The sequence below is a fragment of the Thalassococcus sp. genome, assembly GCF_982780845.1.
The window spans coordinates 109,591-127,058 of record NZ_CEYADA010000008.1 but is presented as its reverse complement, the minus strand read 5'-3'; the positions used below and the strand labels follow the sequence as shown (position 1 = coordinate 127,058).

General features: G+C 56.5%; 16 protein-coding genes and 1 tRNA gene. 2 read left to right on the top strand and 15 right to left on the bottom strand.

Translation table 11 applies throughout. The annotated features are described in order from the left end of the window. Positions 1-35: 35 nt before the first annotated feature. Positions 36-2,240 (top strand): NADP-dependent isocitrate dehydrogenase, encoded by a 2,205-nt coding sequence (locus AC4FIA_RS11030; RefSeq protein ID WP_490365879.1) that lies wholly within the window; start codon positions 36-38, stop codon positions 2,238-2,240. Between the two features lie 132 nt (positions 2,241-2,372). Here the strand turns inward: AC4FIA_RS11030 and AC4FIA_RS11025 are convergent. The 14 genes from AC4FIA_RS11025 to AC4FIA_RS10960 form a co-directional block, all read right to left on the bottom strand. Beyond that, positions 2,373-2,449, bottom strand: a tRNA-Met gene (locus AC4FIA_RS11025). A gap of 203 nt (positions 2,450-2,652) precedes the next feature. Beyond that, the gene (locus AC4FIA_RS11020; RefSeq protein ID WP_490365878.1) at positions 2,653-3,960 is read right to left on the bottom strand and encodes a DUF8689 domain-containing protein; all 1,308 of its coding nucleotides are present in this window, start codon (positions 3,958-3,960) and stop codon (positions 2,653-2,655) included. A gap of 146 nt (positions 3,961-4,106) precedes the next feature. Then, the gene (locus AC4FIA_RS11015; RefSeq protein ID WP_490365877.1) at positions 4,107-4,604 is read right to left on the bottom strand and encodes a prepilin peptidase; all 498 of its coding nucleotides are present in this window, start codon (positions 4,602-4,604) and stop codon (positions 4,107-4,109) included. A 17-nt stretch (positions 4,605-4,621) separates the two neighbouring features. Then, on the bottom strand, positions 4,622-5,473 hold the full coding sequence (locus tag AC4FIA_RS11010) for a tetratricopeptide repeat protein (RefSeq protein WP_490365876.1): 852 nt from the start codon (positions 5,471-5,473) through the stop codon (positions 4,622-4,624). A 33-nt stretch (positions 5,474-5,506) separates the two neighbouring features. Continuing rightward, a complete protein-coding gene (locus AC4FIA_RS11005) occupies positions 5,507-6,070 on the bottom strand; it encodes a tetratricopeptide repeat protein (RefSeq protein ID WP_473030934.1) in 564 nt (187 codons plus the stop codon). A gap of 10 nt (positions 6,071-6,080) precedes the next feature. Beyond that, on the bottom strand, positions 6,081-7,049 hold the full coding sequence (locus AC4FIA_RS11000) for a type II secretion system F family protein (RefSeq protein ID WP_490365875.1): 969 nt from the start codon (positions 7,047-7,049) through the stop codon (positions 6,081-6,083). Positions 7,050-7,062: 13 nt separating this feature from the next. Further along, positions 7,063-8,028, bottom strand: a complete 966-nt coding sequence (locus AC4FIA_RS10995) for a type II secretion system F family protein (protein WP_287474030.1) — start codon at positions 8,026-8,028, stop codon at positions 7,063-7,065. A gap of 6 nt (positions 8,029-8,034) precedes the next feature. Beyond that, the gene (locus AC4FIA_RS10990) at positions 8,035-9,471 is read right to left on the bottom strand and encodes a TadA family conjugal transfer-associated ATPase (RefSeq protein ID WP_287474032.1); all 1,437 of its coding nucleotides are present in this window, start codon (positions 9,469-9,471) and stop codon (positions 8,035-8,037) included. A 14-nt stretch (positions 9,472-9,485) separates the two neighbouring features. Then, entirely contained in the window at positions 9,486-10,724 is a 1,239-nt protein-coding gene (locus AC4FIA_RS10985) for a CpaE/TadZ family protein (protein ID WP_490365874.1), read from the bottom strand. Between the two features lie 193 nt (positions 10,725-10,917). Further along, positions 10,918-11,598, bottom strand: coding sequence for an OmpA family protein (locus AC4FIA_RS10980; protein ID WP_287474035.1), 681 nt, complete (start codon positions 11,596-11,598; stop codon positions 10,918-10,920). Between the two features lie 4 nt (positions 11,599-11,602). Beyond that, on the bottom strand, positions 11,603-13,015 hold the full coding sequence (locus AC4FIA_RS10975; protein WP_490365873.1) for a type II and III secretion system protein family protein: 1,413 nt from the start codon (positions 13,013-13,015) through the stop codon (positions 11,603-11,605). A gap of 197 nt (positions 13,016-13,212) precedes the next feature. Continuing rightward, complete coding sequence (gene cpaB, locus AC4FIA_RS10970; protein WP_287474037.1) at positions 13,213-14,070, bottom strand: Flp pilus assembly protein CpaB; 858 nt, start codon at positions 14,068-14,070, stop codon at positions 13,213-13,215. Between the two features lie 80 nt (positions 14,071-14,150). Then, a complete protein-coding gene (locus AC4FIA_RS10965) occupies positions 14,151-14,327 on the bottom strand; it encodes a hypothetical protein (protein WP_490365872.1) in 177 nt (58 codons plus the stop codon). 266 nt (positions 14,328-14,593) lie between these two features. After that, positions 14,594-14,785: a hypothetical protein gene (locus tag AC4FIA_RS10960; RefSeq protein ID WP_488050001.1), complete on the bottom strand. Its 192-nt coding sequence runs from the start codon at positions 14,783-14,785 to the stop codon at positions 14,594-14,596. Positions 14,786-15,133: 348 nt separating this feature from the next. Between AC4FIA_RS10960 and AC4FIA_RS10955 the strand changes: the two genes are divergently transcribed. Continuing rightward, on the top strand, positions 15,134-15,982 hold the full coding sequence (locus AC4FIA_RS10955) for a lytic transglycosylase domain-containing protein (RefSeq protein ID WP_490365871.1): 849 nt from the start codon (positions 15,134-15,136) through the stop codon (positions 15,980-15,982). Here AC4FIA_RS10955 and AC4FIA_RS10950 read toward each other — a convergent pair. Next, on the bottom strand, positions 15,976-17,403 hold the full coding sequence (locus AC4FIA_RS10950) for an FAD-binding oxidoreductase (protein WP_490365870.1): 1,428 nt from the start codon (positions 17,401-17,403) through the stop codon (positions 15,976-15,978). The two genes, AC4FIA_RS10955 and AC4FIA_RS10950, sit on opposite strands and share 7 nt — an antisense overlap. Positions 17,404-17,468: the final 65 nt, after the last annotated feature.

The window sequence follows — 17,468 nt, the reverse complement described above, 5'->3', positions numbered from 1 at the left end:
CTAGACGTTCGCAAACGCAGCAAAGGACTTGGATCATGGCTGAACAAACATCTCCAGATATTGTGTATACAAAGGTAGACGAAGCACCGGAACTTGCGTCCCACTCGCTTCTTCCAGTGATTCGCAGCTTTGCTGCCGCCGCGGGCGTGACCGTCGGTGTTAAGGATATTTCGCTGGCTGGCCGCATTATCGCGACCTTCCCCGAGCGTCTGACAGACGCACAGAAACAAGATGACCACCTGGCAGAACTGGGTGAGCTGGTGAAGCTTCCCCATGCCAACGTGATCAAACTGCCGAACATCTCGGCTTCGGTTCCGCAGCTGGTTGCAGCGATCAAGGAACTTCAGGGACAGGGCTATGATCTGCCCGACTACCCCGAAGCGCCCGCTACAGACGAAGAAAAAGAGGCCCGTGCCCGTTACGACGCGATCAAGGGTTCCGCTGTGAACCCCGTTCTGCGCGAAGGCAACTCTGACCGTCGCGCCGCTGGCGCCGTTAAGAAATTCGCACAAGACAACCCGCACCGCATGGGCGAGTGGGTGTCCGACTCTAAAACACGCGTGGCATCCATGTCGGGCGGTGACTTCTTTTCGAACGAAGTGTCCGCAACGCTGGACAAAGCCGCGACTGCCAAGATCGTTCTTGAAACAGCCGGTGGCGAAACTGTCCTGAAAGAGGGTGTCTCCTACCCCGCGGGTGCCGTTGTTGACGCGACATACATGTCGGCCAAGGCGCTGGACGCGTTCCTTGAGGACGAAATCGCCAAGACAAAAGACGAAGGCATCCTGTTCTCGCTGCACATGAAAGCAACGATGATGAAGGTGTCGGACCCGATCATCTTCGGCCACGCTGTCAAAGCCTTCCTGAAGCCTGTCTTTGATGACTACGGCGACGAACTGGCGGCACTTGGCGTCAACCCGAACTCGGGTCTGGGTGATCTGCTGAAGCGCGTCGAAGACCAGCCTGCGATTATGGCAGACATCGAACGCGTCATGGCTGACCAGCCGCCGATGTACATGGTGAACTCGGACAAGGGCATCACCAACTTGCACGTCCCGTCCGATGTTATCATCGACGCCTCCATGCCTGCGCTGATCCGCGCTGGTGGTAAAGGCTGGGGCCCGGATGGCAAAGAAGCAGATACAAACTGCGTCATCCCCGACAACTCCTATGCGCCGGTCTATGACGAAGCGATCAAGTTCTTCAAAGAAAACGGCAAACTGAACCCGGCAACTGCTGGCACCGTTCAGAACCTTGGCCTGATGGCACAGAAAGCCGAAGAATACGGTTCGCACCCGACAACGTTCGAGATCCCCGAAGCTGGCACCGTCAAGATGATCCTTGATGACGGCACCGTGCTGCACCAGCACGCCGTTGAAGCAGGCGACATCTGGCGTTCCGCATCGGCGCGCAAAGCACCGATCGAAGACTGGGTGAACCTGGCGATCGAACGTCAGAAGGCAACAGGCTACCGTTCCATCTTCTGGCTGGACGAAACCCGTGCCCACGACGCCGAGCTGATCAAATACGTCAAGCCGATCCTTGAGGCCAAAGGCGTTGCCGACAAGTTCGAGATCATGGCACCCCGCGAAGCCACACGCGCATCGCTGGAAACCATCACCAAGGGCGAAAACACAATCGCGATCACAGGCAACGTTCTGCGCGATTACCTGACCGACCTGTTCCCGATCCTCGAACTCGCGACATCGGCGAAAATGCTGTCCATCGTGAAACTGATGAACGGTGGTGGTCTGTTCGAAACTGGTGCCGGTGGTTCCGCGCCCAAGCACGTTCAGCAGCTGATGGAAGAAAACCACCTGCGTTGGGACAGCCTTGGCGAATTCTGCGCACTGGCAGAAAGCCTGAAGTTCCTGGCTGACGCCCGCGACAACGCCAAAGCGCGTATCTTGGGTGAAGCCGTTGAAACAGCGACCCAAGGCATTCTGGACAACGACCGTTCGCCGAGCCGTAAGGTTGGCGAACCGGACAACCGCGACAGCCACTTCTGGTTCGCGACCTACTGGGCCAAAGCACTGGCCGAACAGGATCAGGACGCAGAGATTGCCGCACACTTCGCCCCCATCGCCAAAGCGCTGGAAGAAAACGCGGACAAGATCGTGGCCGAACTGGCAGCGGTTCAGGGCCAAGCGGCTGATCTGGGCGGCTACTATCACTCGGACGAGGCCAAAACGACTGCTGTGATGCGTCCCTCGGCGACGTTCAACAGCATCATCGGCTGATCCGCTTAACAGCTTGAAATCAAGACCCGCCAGCGCCCACGCGTTGGCGGGTTTTTCTTTGTCTAGCGCTGATCCGACGCAAACACGAATAGCCCGCGAACTGCAGGCTGGTGTGTTGGATATAAGGGGAAGTGGTGGCGTGGGGGAGACTCGAACTCCCGACCTAACGATTATGAGTCGTTCGCTCTAACCAACTGAGCTACCGCGCCGAACCGTGGGCGGTGGGTAAGACAGCGGGCCGGAGTCGTCAAGCGCTATTTGCCAGAAAAATGCGCTTAGTCGCGATCTATTTGGTTTGGGTCCGTTACAGGCAAAACGCAGGGATGTGTCGCCGCCGGATTTCCGCCCGGAAACGAAAACAGCGGGCCCGATTGCCCGCTGTTGAAATGTTCGGCGAATGACATTGTCGCCGTTATTTCACGATCTCTTCGTCTTTGACGAACAGGTTGGCCCAGGCACGATCCACCAGTTCCGGTGTCATCTTGTAGGGCAGGCCTTCGAAGTCGCAGACAGCGATCATCTGGTCGATCAGGAAGACCGGCTGATAGTTCGCATAGATGTTGTTGATCGTTGGGTACTTCTTTTTCAGCAGGTGAACGAGGCTTTTCTCGCACAGCTGCATCTTCTTCTTGCGGGCCACCAGCGCGAAGATTTTCAGGAAATCCTCTTGGTTCGGGCCGTCGATTTTCACCTTGAAGAAGATACGACGCAAAGCCGCTTGGTCGAAGATTTCGTTCGGGTGGAAGTTGGTCGAGAACACGACCAGCGTGTCGAAGGGCACTTCGAATTTCTCACCCGATTGCAGGGCCAGAATATCCTTGCCTTCTTCCAGCGGAACAATCCAACGGTTGACCAGCTTCTGCGGTGGTTCGGCCTGACGACCCAAGTCGTCGACGATAAAAATGCCGCCGCTGGATTTCAGCTGCAAAGGCGCCTGATAGGTCCGCGCTGTGGGGTTATAGACCAGATCCAGCATGTCCAGCGACAGTTCACCACCGGTGATAACCGTGGGGCGTTCGCACAGTACATAGCGGCTGTCGAACAGGTTGCGGCGGCGCAGCTGGGTCGGGTCGTCCAGCATTTCTTCTGCGGCGGAATGGACGATCGGGTCATAAACCGTGATCACCTGACCGGCGTATTCAATGGCGCGCGGCACATAGATTTTATCGCCCATCGCATCGCGAATACCATTCGAGATCGACGATTTACCGTTGCCCGGAGGGCCGTACATCAGGATCGAGCGGCCAGAGCCCACAGCAGGGCCCAGCGTGCTAAGCAGCGTGGGCGGCAGGATCAGGTGACCCATCGCCTTGGTCAGCTGTTCGCGGGTGATCTGGACGTTCTTGATCGATTGGCGTTTGACCTGTTCGCGGTAGACGGCCAGCGGCACAGGCATCGCGCCATAGTATTCGGATTGCGCCAAAGCCTCGAGCGCGCGGGCGCGACCGGAGTCGGTCAGCTGATAGCCCATTTCGTTGCCCGAGTTCGCGTTCAGCGTACCCATCGCTTCCAGAAGGTTCTGACCACGAGCGATGTCGACCAGTTCCTGCGTGATCCCTGTCGGCAGGCCAATGGCCACACCCAAATCACGCACCGTGGCAATGTTTTTACGGAACATCGTTTTGATCACGATGTCGCGCATCATCACAATCGGCAGGGCCATATCCGCAAGGCTTTTGGGCGGAGGAGGCGCCATGACATTGGACGTCTGCATGTTCATGATTGGGAACCTATCGCTCGAATTCACTGGTCTTTGTTGACCCAGAAAAGAGCAGGTATTTGTGGCAAGAGCTTGGCTTGCCTCGGGCGTTTTGCAGATGATTTTAGACAGGCAGACGCAGGGCAACGCCCCACGCTTACAGGTTTTTATCTGCCGTAAAGGATGCCCAGTCCCAGATAAATCGCCAGCGTTCCACCAAGCGCCAGCCCCATCGGGAACTTCTTGGCTGGTGCGTCCCAGCTTTCCCAGTCGGGGGCGATTTTGCGCAGAGGTGTGTATTTGGCCAGTCGGTGGGATGCAAACGCGGCCAGCAGGGTTGCGGCGAACAGAACCATCAGGAACCGGAGGTCACCAATATGGATAAAGGGTGCGGCTGCTGCGGCAAATTTCGCGTCACCAGCGCCCAAAGCACCTGCCGCATTCAGCGCCATGCCTGCCACAAGTACGGCGCCAAAGTAGGCGTAGCGCCAAAGGTAGTCTTCAAACGGAAGGGCGAGTGGGCCGATCACGACAAAGACCAGAAACAGCGTCACGACTGTCCCGTTCGTAATGCGCATTTCGCGCATGTCTGTGTAGCACGTGTAGACGCACAACGGCAGAACGAACGGAAAGAACCACAGCGCGGCGGACGAAAGAATATCCATAGTTCCGTACGGCCCGATCAGGAATTTTCCAACGCATCCAAGCTACGCGCGGCAGCTTCGAAATGCTGGGGATGTGTTTCGAGCGCTTCACGCAAGAGCGACTTTCCGATTTCCACATCGTTCCGTTTGATCGCGGCCAGCGCCATCGTGTGCAACAGTTCGGCCCGTTCGATCTGGGTCATGGGCATGACCGGCAGGGTGTAGTTGCCTTGTGCGCCACGGGCCAGAACAAGGTTGTTTTTGGCCGTGAACAGATCCTGATCGCGCTGGATGGCGTCGGTGAACAGACGCTCGGCAGCGGCACTGTCGCCGCGTGTCAGCTTGGAAAAGCCCCAGTTGTTCAGAACTCCAGCGGGCTGGGTGGTCAGGCCAAGCGCGATTTCGTAGAAGCTGTCCGCCTTTTTCCAATCCTTGTTGTAGTCGGCAATGATCGCTTCCAGCTTGTAGCGCTCGAACGTCTCATGTGTCGGGGGAATGGAATTCAGCGTCTCTTCGGCGCGTTCCCACTGACCGGCACGGATCAAAGCATCGGCAAGGTTTGTTTTGTCGGAATTGGTGGCGTCTTCGTGTTCCACCACGCGGTTCCAAGCGCCCACTCCTTCGGTCACACGTTTCGCGCGGATCAGCGACAGGGCAAGACCACGGCGGAAATCGATGCGATCGGGGTCTTGGCCCAGACTGCGTTGGAAATAGGACACGGCTTCGTTCGGGTCTGCGACCGTCAGCATGACGTCGTTCAGATCGGTCCCGTCGATAACGTTCACACCCTGAAAGGCGCGGTCCACACTTTGTCCGTCGGACTTGTCACAAGCCGACAGAACGATCAGCCCTGCAACGCAGGCGGCTGTCAAAGAGAGGGGCTGGCGCATTGTTGCGTCCTTTACTGCTCTTGCCTCGTATATTTATGGCTGGATCAGGTAGTCACCCGTACCCCGCCGTACCAGCTTATATTGCTGATCTTCTGATGGATCATAAAACGAATTTTCAAGTTTTGCGATAGCCAAGCGAAGATTGTCACGAATTGAGTCACTTTCGCCATTATCCAGCGCGTAGGCTTTCTGGAAAGTGGCGGCTGCTTCGGACAATTTTCCCTTTTCCATCAGGACAACGCCCAGATTGTTCCAGACGGCCGGATTGGTTTCGTCTTCTTGCACGGCTCGGCGCAGAATGCGTTCGGCCTGACCCAGACGGCCCATGGCAAGGTTGGCCGATCCGATGCCGCTTAGGATTTCGCCGGTCAGCCCGTATTGCACGGCTGCGCGTTGATAGGCCTCGATCGCCAGTTCGTATTCCTTGGCGTCCATCAACCGGTGCCCGACCAAAAGCCCGTCAACGGATTCCCCGTTCGGATCGATCGAGGGCGCATAGAGTTGATCAGGCTTGCCGTCGGATGCAGTCAGGCCGCCCGAAGAACAGGCGGCCATAAAGCAGGTCAGGATGGCAGCACCGAAAAGGCGCAAGGGCATAGGGTTGCTCCTAGTTGCCCCCCATGCTCGTGATGCCAACGACCGAGGGACCGACAAGAATAAGAAGTAGCGGCGGCACCGTGAACATCATTGTGGTCAAAGTCATCTTGGTCGGCAACTGGTTCGCTTTTTCTTCTGCGCGCATGACGCGTTTATCACGCATCTCGCCCGCATAAACGCGCAGGGCGTCGGCGATTGAGGTACCAAAGGTCTGCGACTGGTTCAGAACCGTCACGAAAGACGAAATATCCTGCACACCGCATCGTTCGGACATGTCGTTCAGAACAGCGGTTTTTTCCTTACCGGCCTTCATTTCGTAGCTGACCATCAGGAATTCGTCGGCAAGGTTCGGGAAAGACGCGCGAAGTTCTTTAGCAATCCGCAAGATCGCCTGATCCATGGACTGCCCCGCTTCCACGCAGACCAGCATCATGTCCAACGCGTCGGGGAAGCCATCCTGAATTTCCTGACGGCGTTTTTCGGCGCGTTTGGTAACCCAGTATTTCGGGCCCATGTAGCCGACAACGCCCGGACCAAGCACCCACATGATCATGTCTTTGGTGGTGCTATCGGTGCCAGCGTTCAGGCTGTAGTAAAGCGCGCCCAAACCAAGACCGGCCAACGCCAGCGCGAACTGGGCAAAGTAATATGTCCGAACGGCATCTTTGTTCCGGTAGCCGGCTTGCTGCAGCTTTGACTTGATGTCCGACAGCTCTTTTTCATCGGTCGGTTCAAGAAACTGGGCGTATTTGTTCAGTTTGTCGTTGCGACCCTTTTCGCGAAGGATCGCCTTGGTTTCTTTCTGAACCCGTGACTGCTGGGCTTCTTTCAGCTTGTCCATCGGGTCCGGTCTTTGGGACATCACGATGGGAATACAGGCCAACAGCAGCAAAAGCCCGACACCACCCAAAAGGATGATGGGGCCAGCAGGGCCCAATAGCCCGGTGATGGCAGCATTGATATTGGCAATGAAATCCATGACAGGCTCCGGTTCAGACTTTGATGTTTACAAGCATGCGCATGATGAAAAGGTTCAGCGCGAGGAAGATGGCGACAAAGAAACAGCCGGGGATGAACCACGGGTGATCCAGAACCGGATCGTAGTAGTCGGGCTTTGTCACCTGAATGAAAATCAGCGCGGCCACAGGGAAGCCGGACAGGAATTTACCGGACCACTGCGCTTCGGCGGTGATCGCCTTAACCCGACGGAACAGACGGAAGCGGGCGCGGATAACTTTGGCCAGACCTTCAAGGATTTCGGCAAGGTTACCACCGGACTGCTGCTGGATTGAAACGGCCACCGCAAGGAAGCGCAAATCCTGCATGTCCAGACGTTCGGCCATATGTTTCAGCGCTTCACCAATGTCACGGCCATAAGCGCTTTCATCCGCGATCACGCCGAATTCGGTTGCCAGCGGATCTTTGATTTCTTTCGAAACGATAGAAATCGCCGAGTTGAACGGGTGACCAACGCGCAAACTGCGGACCATCAGTTCGACCGCATCAGGCAGTTGTTCCTCGATCATGCTCAGGCGTTTCTTGGCCTTCATGTTGACCCAAGTGAAGACACCGCCAACACCGAACATGATCGACAGCAGAATGCGCACGGCCAAGCCGGTTTCGGTGCCAAAGGTCAAGCCGAAGTAGGCAAAAACGGTGACGCCGATCATCAGCAAGATAAGCTGTTGCGGTGTAAATGCGATTGCAGCCTTCTGCGCGCGGTCGGCCAGAAGGGAATAGATCGGCAGGCCCCGGTTTTCCGAGTGCTGGTCCATTTCCTTACGAAGGGTCGCAAGTACCTCTTCGCGGCGCGTGCCTTTGTCCAACATTTGCAGACGGCGGTTCACCTTGGAATTCAGGCTGATCGATTTGCCGAAGATGACCAGATAGGCGCCTTCGACAAGCACCAGAACGCCAACAAAAATAGCGCCGTAGATAATAAATTCGACGTTTAACATAGTGGGTTACTCTGCTCTGAAGGGCTCATAAATCGACGAGGGCAAATCAAAGCCCCACAGTTTGAAGCGGTCAGCAAAGTGGCTGCGCACGCCTGTCGCCGTAAAGTGGCCGATGATTTTGTTGTCCGGACCCAGACCGACACGCTGGTATCGGAAAATTTCCTGCATCGAGATAACTTCGCCTTCCATCCCCGTAATTTCGGTGATGGACGTCATGCGGCGCGAACCGTCTTGCAGACGCGAGGCCTGTACGATGAGGTTCACAGCCGACGCGATCTGGGACCGCATCGCTTTCAGCGGCATTTCGATACCGGCCATCGCGATCATGTTTTCCAGACGGGCAACACCGTCACGGGCCGAGTTGGCGTGGATCGTGGTCATCGATCCGTCGTGACCGGTGTTCATGGCCTGAAGCATGTCGATAACTTCTTCACCACGGGTTTCCCCCACGATGATCCGGTCAGGGCGCATACGCAGGGCGTTTTTCAGACAGTCGCGCGGGGTTACCGCACCTTTGCCTTCAACGTTCGGCGGGCGGCTTTCCATCCGGCCTACGTGGGTCTGTTGCAGCTGAAGTTCCGCTGTATCCTCGATCGTCAGGATACGTTCCGAGTTGTCGATAAAGGACGAAAGCGCGTTCAGCGTGGTCGTTTTACCGGAACCTGTACCGCCCGAAACGATGACGTTCAGGCGGGTGGAAACAGCGGCCTGAAGATAGAGCGCCATTTCATCCGTAAACGCGCCGAAATCGACCAGATCCTGAATGCCCAGTTTGTCTTTTTTGAACTTACGAATGGATACCAGCGATCCGTCCACGGCGATGGGCGGGACCATGGCGTTGAAACGCGACCCGTCTTGCAAACGGGCGTCAACATAAGGGTTTGATTCATCCACACGACGACCCACGGCGGATACGATCTTGTCGATGATCCGCATCAGGTGTTTTTCGTCTTTGAAAGTGACGTCAGACAGGCTCAGCTTGCCGTTTTGTTCGACGAAAATCTGCTGCGGGCCGTTGACCAGAATATCCGAGATCGTTTCGTCTTTCAGAAGTGGTTCAAGCGGCCCGAGCCCCTTCACTTCGTCGTACAGATCCTGGTTCAGCGTCATGCGTTCTTCGCGGTTCAGAACGATGGCCTTTTCCGCAAGTGTCTCGGTCGCAATCGCGCTGATTTCTTCCTTCAGCTCGGCCTCGGAGGCGTGATCAAGCGCGGCAAGGTTCAGGTTATCCAGAAGGGCGCGGTGCAGTTCCAGCTTGATTTCAGCCAGACGTTCCTTGCGCTTCTTTTCCTTGTCGACAGGCGCCGCCTGTGCCGCACGTTTTGTTGCGATCTTCTGAACGGGTTTCGCCGGGGCCGTTTTCACGACCTCCGGTTTTGCCGCTGTGGCGACAGCCTGTGCTACGGGCGCTTCTGGAGCTGATTTTTTGTATCTGGAAAACATTTACAACAAGTCCTTTATGCCGCTTCCGAGTCCGACCGTCCGACGTCGAACAAGGATTGCGCCAATTTGGTGATTTCTTTCCGCAATGGATTTTTTCCGGCCTGTGTCGCCAGAGGAATGCCGTGATCGCATGCTTGCGTGACCTGCTTGCCGCCGTCGGGCAGTTGCAGGTCAATCTGGATGCCCAGACTTTCCGCCATGCGCTTGGCGCGGCTGCGGCCCTGCAGGTCGGTGAATTTCGGGGCACGGTTCAGCACGAAACGCAGCTTTTCGAACGGCAGTTCTTCGGACTGAAGAGCGCGTTTGAAGCGCAGTGTGTTCTGGGCGGAACGCATGTCCAGTTCGACCATCGCAAAGAAAACCTGCGCTTCGGTCAGAACGGTTTCCGTCCACATTGTCAGGGCAGGGGGCATGTCGACGATAACAAAGTCGAAATGCTCACGCGCCAGATCCAGAAGCTTTTTCACTTCTTGCGGGCCCAGCATATCCAGCGGCAACAGATCGGACGGTGCTGTCAGAACCTGAAGCTTGTCTTCGAAACCGACCAGGGCCTGTGCAAAGCTGTCTTCATCGACCTGATCGATGTCTGCCAACAGCTCTACGACGATTTCCTTGCGCGGCAGGTCCAGATAGGTCGAAACCGATCCGAATTGCAGGCCAAGGTCAATCATGCAGACGCGTGGCGACTTGTCCTTGTCGATATTGGCCAGTTCCCAAGCAAGATTGACCGCAAATGTGGTCGCGCCTGTGCCACCTGCAAAACCTTGTACAGCGACAAGAACGCCATCGCCGTCAGACTTGAGGCGCACCTGATTTTCCTGAACCATTGGAATAGGCTCTGGCGCTGGTTTGTTCAGGCGTTCAACTGCAGCGGCCAGTTCACCCTCGGGCAGGGGGTAGGGTACGAATTCGTCTGCGCCTGCCTTCAGCAATCCGTGCAAAGCCGCAGGGGAGACGTCCTCTGCGATCAGCATGACTTTGATATTGTTGCTTTTTGCAGTGTTCACAATTGCAGTGATGACGTCCAGATTTTCTTCATCCGTGTCGTCAATCGCCAGCGCGACAAACTCCAGCTTTGTGGCCTCGGGTTGCTGCAGAAAATTCATCGCCTCGGTAAAGCCAAGGTCACCCCAGCTTTCGCCCAAGAGCGTTTCCATGTCTTCGATCAACAGGTCAAACAACTGCACGTCACGACTGATCGTGCAGGCGCGGATGCCCAGTTCATTCTCCGCGGAACTTGCTACATCGGTCATCTTGCCTTGCGTCCTTCTACTCTTCTAACGAAGCGAAGAAATTGCAGACGCACTCTGCGATCTTCTTGCCCCGTTAACCGGAACCCTGTCGTTCGCAGGGATTCCCAGCCTCAGAGAAGAATTTCACAGGCAAAGGCGGCAACATTTGGACCAAAAAACCGTAATTGTACGGAATTATTGGACGATGCCTAGATTACTCAGCCAAAGAGATGCCGCCACTATCCAAAGAGCTCAGCTTGGATTCGGGTGCCGCGCTGTTGATGTATTCGCGATAGACCACTTCCGCGTACTTGCCATCCAGCAGGCTGGGGTGTCCATCGACGAAACCAGCGACTTCGGTGACAGTCCGGCGGTTGCGGCGTTCGCGACCTTCGGTGACGATCAGAGGCTGGGTTTCTCCATAAGAAACAACAGCTTCTAGACGCGAGGTGCTGACGCCCTCGGATGCAAGGAAAGCGACAACCGCGCGGGCGCGGGCCATGCCAAGGCGTTTGTTATACGCTTCCGAGCCGACAGCATCTGTGTGGCCGAAGACTTTGAAACGAACCTCGGGGAACTGCCGGATCCAATGCGCTTGTTCACGCAAGGTATCACGTGCGCCACCGTCAAGTTGGGCACTGTTGAACGCAAAGTTGACAGTTGTCAGAACTTCAGACGCAAAACGCTGGGCCAGATCGTAGGTATACTGTTTCTCACCGGTCATGATGGCGACGTTATTCATGGTCGCGTCGCCAAAGTTGCCCGGATCGATCAGCGCGCCGGATTCACGATAGAATGCGGTGTAAACCGGATCCTGTGTGACCTGTGTGCAGCCAGCGACCAGGCTGGTGGTTAGAGCGGTCGCAATCAGCGCTTTTTGCGTGTGTCCCAACATACTCTTAATCCAACACATATCCGTAGGACCCTGTAAAGTCCTGCGTGGCGACTTCACCGGCAACACCTTTCGGTTTGCGCGAACCGTCTTGGACGCGGCCAAACAGGAAAAGGTCTTTTTCGGTGGGCGGACGGACACGATCTGTGGGCAGGGCCAAAGCCTCGCCTCGGGTCGGTGTCACGAGATGCGGGGTCACGATGATGACCAGTTCGGACTGTTCACGCGAATACTCGGCACTGCGGAAAAGCGCGCCAATCACCGGAATATCACCCAGCCACGGCACCTGGCCGTTCAGATCGCGGAAATCGTCCTGCAACAAACCGGCAACCGCAAAGCTTTCGCCATCACGAAGTTCGACCGTTGTCGCTGCTTCGCGGCGGGTAAAGGCGTTGATGCGGATCGCTGCCAGATCGATACCGTTGTTGGTATCAAGCGCGGAAACCGCTGTGCGCATTTCCAGATTGATCAGATCGCCATCAACAACACGCGGAACAAAGTTCAACTCGATGCCGAAGGGTTTGAATTCGATTGTGACAGTGTCGTTCTGCGCGGCCACCGGAACAGGATATTCGCCGCCAGCAAGGAACGATGCCTCTTGACCGGACAGGGCGGTCAGGTTCGGTTCGGCCAGCATCCGGACGATGCCTTTTTCTTCCATAGCTTCCAAAAGGATGCCGATTTCCAGATCGCCAGCGTTAAAGCCAAAGACTGCGCCAGCCTCTGCGCCATTGCCGAAGGCCACCGCTTCACCAAGTGTATTGCCGTCAAGCCAGCCACCTGTTTCCGAAGCAACGCCAAGGTTGCCGCCCAACAGATCGCCACCGATCGAGACGCCGGACCGAAGTGCTTTGGATACGGATCGCTGCATTTCGGCAAAGCGAACTTTCAGCATGACCTGCTGCACGCCGCTGACGCTCATCAGGTTGGACACACGCTCGGGCGCATAGCGTTCTGCAAGGCTGAGAGCGCGATCAAGCTTTTGGGCTGAAGACACTGTACCGCTTAGAACGATCCCGTCGTTGGCCGTCCGGACTTCGATCTTTTCGCCGGGCAGGATCTGACGCAGGCGTTCTTTGAATTCTGTAACATCAGCCGCAACGCGCACGTCAACGTTGGTGATCAGTTTGCCGTTGGCATCCAAAATGGTCAGCGTTGTGGTGCCCGGCGCTTTGCCCAGAACGTAAATTGTTCTGTCGGACAAGGACGAGATGTCTGCAATTGCGGGGTTTGCGATGGAAAGCTCGGCAAATGGCACGTCGCTTTCAACCACCACAGCGCGGTTCATCGGCACATTCAATGCCGAACCCACGTTGCCGCGAACCACGCGCAACGTGTCTGCCTGCACTGCAGGTGCGTTAAATCCCAAACACAGGCCAAGTCCCAATAGGGCGGCCTTAATCGTTCTATCGAATTTCATGTGACCTGCCTTTCCGATCACGCCTCAAACGCGGGTCTTTTGCCCACTGTTGGACGGATGATGCGCGAAATTCTGTTTTTATGCAAGAATCAATGACTTCTGCGCACAACCTTTTGTGGGCAAGAGGCAACACGCCCTGATTTCACAAAAGAAAAAGCGCCCGCTTGGGGCGCTTTTTCCTGGTTCCGGGGTCGTGCTTAGTTTGTGCAGGGGATGCGGATTTCAACCACATCGCCGCCACGACGCGTCCGGATCGAGCAAGTCTTGGGCTCTTGTTTGATCTCGGCCTTCTGTTCGGGAACGATGCCAAGCAGCGTTTCCTGGTCGATTTCAATGGCGGTCGCAACGGTGTCGTCGTTCGAACCCAGCAGGGACAGCGACAGGCGGCCGGTGGACTGGGCTTGTGCCAGTGCCGCAACGATCTGCGGCGTGGCAGCGACGGTAACGGTTCGCGCAATTGTTGCGCTTGTGGTTTCCACATTGGCTGTCTGGTCGATCGCGATCAGTTCGATGCCGGACTGGATCAGCTTGGTTACGTCCTGACTGCGGCCGGTGTTCGACGAAGATTTCACACGGCCTGTCCAGTATACGTCAACGCGGTCACCGGGGCGCAGGAAGCCGGAAACACCGGATGCCACGTCAACCTTGATCGCAAAGGCGCGTTCGCCCTTTTCAAGGCGCGATGTCAGGCCGGCGCCATCGCCGGGCTCGCCGACTTTCACCTTCATGAAGGCTTCGTTCTTTTCGATCTGGCGCAACGCGACGCGTTCTTCGTCACCGGGAACGATCAGCGGGTTTTCTTCGTCGAAGTAGCCCTCGGGCAGTACATCAACGGGCCAGTGCGCAAGACGGAAATCGGCGTCGGTGATGACTTCACCGTAGCCGATGGCGCGCTTGGCGACAAAAATCTCTTGGGTGGGGACGGCTTCGGCTGTCTTGGCCCGCTCTTCCTGAAGAGCGTTCTCATAAGCGCCGATATAATTCTGGGTCATATAGACTGCAAACCCGGCAAGTCCGAGGCCTGCGATCAGGACCACTCCGAAAATCAGTCTCATGTTTTACCCCTTTGCTTTCTCCGGCCCTAAGGCCGTCTGCTCATTCGGCGCGAACAATGCCGCGCCGTCGAAAATTCGGATTATTCTTCGTTGTAGATGGCCGTTGCCGCTGCCTGAGCGAGGCCCTTGGTGCTGACTTCAATCTGCCAGTAGGCAAACAAGCACAGGCCAATCACGCCCGCAGTCAAAACAACCCAGTCAACAGTCACCGCCCCGTCTTCACGGGTCACGAAACGACTTAGGAAACCATTATTCATACAACCACACCTGTTTTGCATTCAGCCGCTGCTATCGGCCTGTTGCGCGTTTCTGATGTCATGCCCGGGGTTCTGCGTCGGGCGTCTGACGTTTTGTGCCTCGGTTTCCGAGATGCGGTTGAACCGCGTTTCAGCTGCACAATGTCCCGAAAGTTTTGCTCGAATTTTCCGGGGTGCTTTCCTGAAAAAAGCGCGAGGCTGCTAGAGCCATCGCGCTTGGGTGGGATGGCCAGGCGGGCCATCCCGTAGCGATAGACGCTAGACGATTATTCTTTCGAGAAACCGTCGTTTTCGCCGGAAACAGCTGTCGCAGCTGCGCCGATCAGAGCCTTGGAGTTTGTTTCGATTGTGGAGTAGGCTGCAACGGCCAGACCAACAACAGCAGCTGTCAGAACAACCCAGTCTACAGTTACAGCGCCGTTTTCGTCTGCGCGGAAGTTTTTGATGAACTTGATCATGGTAGTCTCCGTAAATTTACAAGTTTACTCTGTTCTCTCACCGCGTCGCTGCGTTCCGGGGTCTCTCACATCCCTGCATCGCTGCGGTATGTCGCTATATGGCCTTCTGATTCCGGCAAGAATTGGGCCTGAATTAAGCGATTCCAAAAAAATTTAACTTTCGAGCAGGTTTTTTCGCAAGCTGCTGAAAATAAAAGAATAAAAATGTATCTTTCGAGAAGGCCTACTGTGAAAGGCCTTGGATTGAGGCAAATTTGGTTCGTTTTGACACAATCTAAGGGCGTATGATGCGCGAAATCGTAAGTTGATGTACAATATGAGCAAAAGATAACGAGGCAGTCTTTAAGAATGAAACCTATCTCATGGATCGCCGCTGCGGTGCTGCTGCTTTCTAGCGTTTCCCCGGCAGCCATTGTCGCCCAAGAGGCGTCGTCGTTTCCCGAGTTTTCCGCAAAGCGTGTAAAGCCACCCAAGGCAGGCGCGACGAAACGTATCAATGTACAGATTGCTCCGCGTGCGAATCCCGCTGTCGCGCCGCCGCCGGTTTCAAACGCTGTGCCCGTTGCGGCTGCGACGGCCACGCCCAAAACGCCCACTGCGGGTGATGCGCGATACGCGTGGTATTGGAATGTTGTGTCGTCTGGTTTGGAAGATACCGGTCCTCACAGGCTTGATCCGGCGCTCGTTGCGCTGCGATCCGGTCCGGAAGGGGCCGCTGTGTCTGCGCCCCGCCTGCAAGACATTCAGGATATCGCGGCCCGCCACGGTACCGATCTGCTGCGCCATAGTGTGGGGACAGATGTATCGCCTGCTTTGGCGTTGGCTGTCATGGTTGTTGAATCCGGTGGCCGCGTGGATGCCGTCAGTTCCGCAGGTGCGCAGGGGTTGATGCAGCTGATGCCCGCGACGGCGGAACGGTTCGGGGTTTCGAACGCAATGGATGCCTCTGACAATATCAAAGGCGGAATCGCTTTCCTCGACTTCCTGATGAAGAAGTTCGAAGGCGATCCGATCCTTGTTCTGGCTGGGTATAACGCAGGCGAGAATTCGATCGGGTCCAACGATGGCGTGCCGCCGTTTGTCGAAACCCGTGATTACGTGCCCAAGGTTCTTGCCGCTTACGAAACAGCGCGCGGATTGTGTCGCACGCAGCCGATGCTGTTGTCAGACGGCTGCGTGTTCAACGTCTCTCAGTAAGTGCCTTCGCGCAGGACCGCACCGGGGTTCATGATACCATTGGGGTCAAGTGCCGCCTTGATGGCGCGCATTGCCGCCAGTTTCGCCGGATCACCGTAGCGTTCCAGATCTTTGACCTTCAGGCGGCCAATGCCGTGTTCGGCGCTGACGGATCCGTCCATTTCATGCACCAGATCATGGATTACGCGTTTGATGTCGTCTCTTTGGTGTTCATGCTCGGCCCGTGAATGTCCTGGGGCAGGGAATACATTATAGTGCAGATTGCCGTCACCCACGTGGCCAAAGCAGTTCACACGGAACGCGCCGACCGCTTCCAACCGTTTGATGCCCTCGGGGATAAACGCGGGGATCGCCGACAGCGGGATAGAGATGTCGTGCGACGACACAGCACCGATCATGCGGTTCGCTTCGGGAATGCGTTCGCGCACTGCCCAGAAGTCCTGTGCCTGCTGTTCCGACTGGGCAATCAGCCCGTCCGAGACGAGTTCTTGTTCTAGCGCGTCTCCAAACAGGGTTTCCAGCGCCTCTTGCGGATCAAGCCCACCTGACACGCCGATTTCGATCAGGACTGTCCATTCAGGAATGTCTGCAAACGGCAGGCGGACTTCCGGCAGGGCTTCGGCCAGAAAATCCATGCCTGTGCGGTGCATCAATTCAAACGCGCTGATCGTTTCGCCAAAGGTAGATCGTGCAAGAGACAGAAGCGATAGGGCGGCGGTGGGGTCCGAAACCACCAGCATCGCTGTGCCGGTCTTTGCGGGGCGTGGCGATAGGCGCAGGCTGGCGGCAGTGATGATGCCAAGGCTACCTTCGGCACCGATCAGCAGATTGCGCAGGTCATATCCTGTGTTGTCTTTGCGCAAGCGTTTCAGCCCGTGCCAGATTTCGCCGTTGGGCAGAACGGCCTCAAGCCCGAGGCACAGTTCACGGGCATTGCCGTAGCGCAGAACGTTCACGCCACCGGCGTTCGTGGCGAGCAAACCGCCGATGCGGGCCGATCCTTCGGATGCCAGTGACAGCGGGAACAGGCGATCAACGTCTGCGGCGGCATCCTGAATGGTGCTTAGGATTGCGCCTGCTTCGGCCACGAGAACGTTTTCATCCGGATAAACCGCGCGGATTTTCGTCATCCGTTCTAGCGACACCAGCAGGGGCTTGGTCACCTCGGACGGTGCAATCTGGCCGCCGACCAACCCCGTGCCGCCACCATAGGGCACAAGGCCGACCTGCGCTTCATTCGCCAGTTTGACCAGCGTCGCGACCTCTTCTGTCGTGCGGGGCATGGCGACATGCGTAGCGGCACCCGTCCAGCGCCCGCGCGGTTCCTCCTGAAAACGTGGCTCGGCCTCTCTGATCGTATCGGCGGGCAGTGCTTTGGTCAGGGTTTCCAGAAACGCGTCAGATGCAGGGTTCAGGGGCACAGCGGGAATTCCTTATTCGGTGGTCCCTTCCACTTAGCCCGATATTTCGGGCAACCCAAGCCGTA

Coding starts and splice junctions, on each gene's coding strand:
- AC4FIA_RS11030 (WP_490365879.1), top strand. CDS start 36: ATGGCTGAACAAACATCTCCAGATATTGTGTATACAAAGGTAGACGAA.
- AC4FIA_RS11020 (WP_490365878.1), bottom strand. CDS start 3,960: ATGAACATGCAGACGTCCAATGTCATGGCGCCTCCTCCGCCCAAAAGC.
- AC4FIA_RS11015 (WP_490365877.1), bottom strand. CDS start 4,604: ATGGATATTCTTTCGTCCGCCGCGCTGTGGTTCTTTCCGTTCGTTCTG.
- AC4FIA_RS11010 (WP_490365876.1), bottom strand. CDS start 5,473: ATGCGCCAGCCCCTCTCTTTGACAGCCGCCTGCGTTGCAGGGCTGATC.
- AC4FIA_RS11005 (WP_473030934.1), bottom strand. CDS start 6,070: ATGCCCTTGCGCCTTTTCGGTGCTGCCATCCTGACCTGCTTTATGGCC.
- AC4FIA_RS11000 (WP_490365875.1), bottom strand. CDS start 7,049: ATGGATTTCATTGCCAATATCAATGCTGCCATCACCGGGCTATTGGGC.
- AC4FIA_RS10995 (WP_287474030.1), bottom strand. CDS start 8,028: ATGTTAAACGTCGAATTTATTATCTACGGCGCTATTTTTGTTGGCGTT.
- AC4FIA_RS10990 (WP_287474032.1), bottom strand. CDS start 9,471: ATGTTTTCCAGATACAAAAAATCAGCTCCAGAAGCGCCCGTAGCACAG.
- AC4FIA_RS10985 (WP_490365874.1), bottom strand. CDS start 10,724: ATGACCGATGTAGCAAGTTCCGCGGAGAATGAACTGGGCATCCGCGCC.
- AC4FIA_RS10980 (WP_287474035.1), bottom strand. CDS start 11,598: ATGTTGGGACACACGCAAAAAGCGCTGATTGCGACCGCTCTAACCACC.
- AC4FIA_RS10975 (WP_490365873.1), bottom strand. CDS start 13,015: ATGAAATTCGATAGAACGATTAAGGCCGCCCTATTGGGACTTGGCCTG.
- cpaB (WP_287474037.1), bottom strand. CDS start 14,070: ATGAGACTGATTTTCGGAGTGGTCCTGATCGCAGGCCTCGGACTTGCC.
- AC4FIA_RS10965 (WP_490365872.1), bottom strand. CDS start 14,327: ATGAATAATGGTTTCCTAAGTCGTTTCGTGACCCGTGAAGACGGGGCG.
- AC4FIA_RS10960 (WP_488050001.1), bottom strand. CDS start 14,785: ATGATCAAGTTCATCAAAAACTTCCGCGCAGACGAAAACGGCGCTGTA.
- AC4FIA_RS10955 (WP_490365871.1), top strand. CDS start 15,134: ATGAAACCTATCTCATGGATCGCCGCTGCGGTGCTGCTGCTTTCTAGC.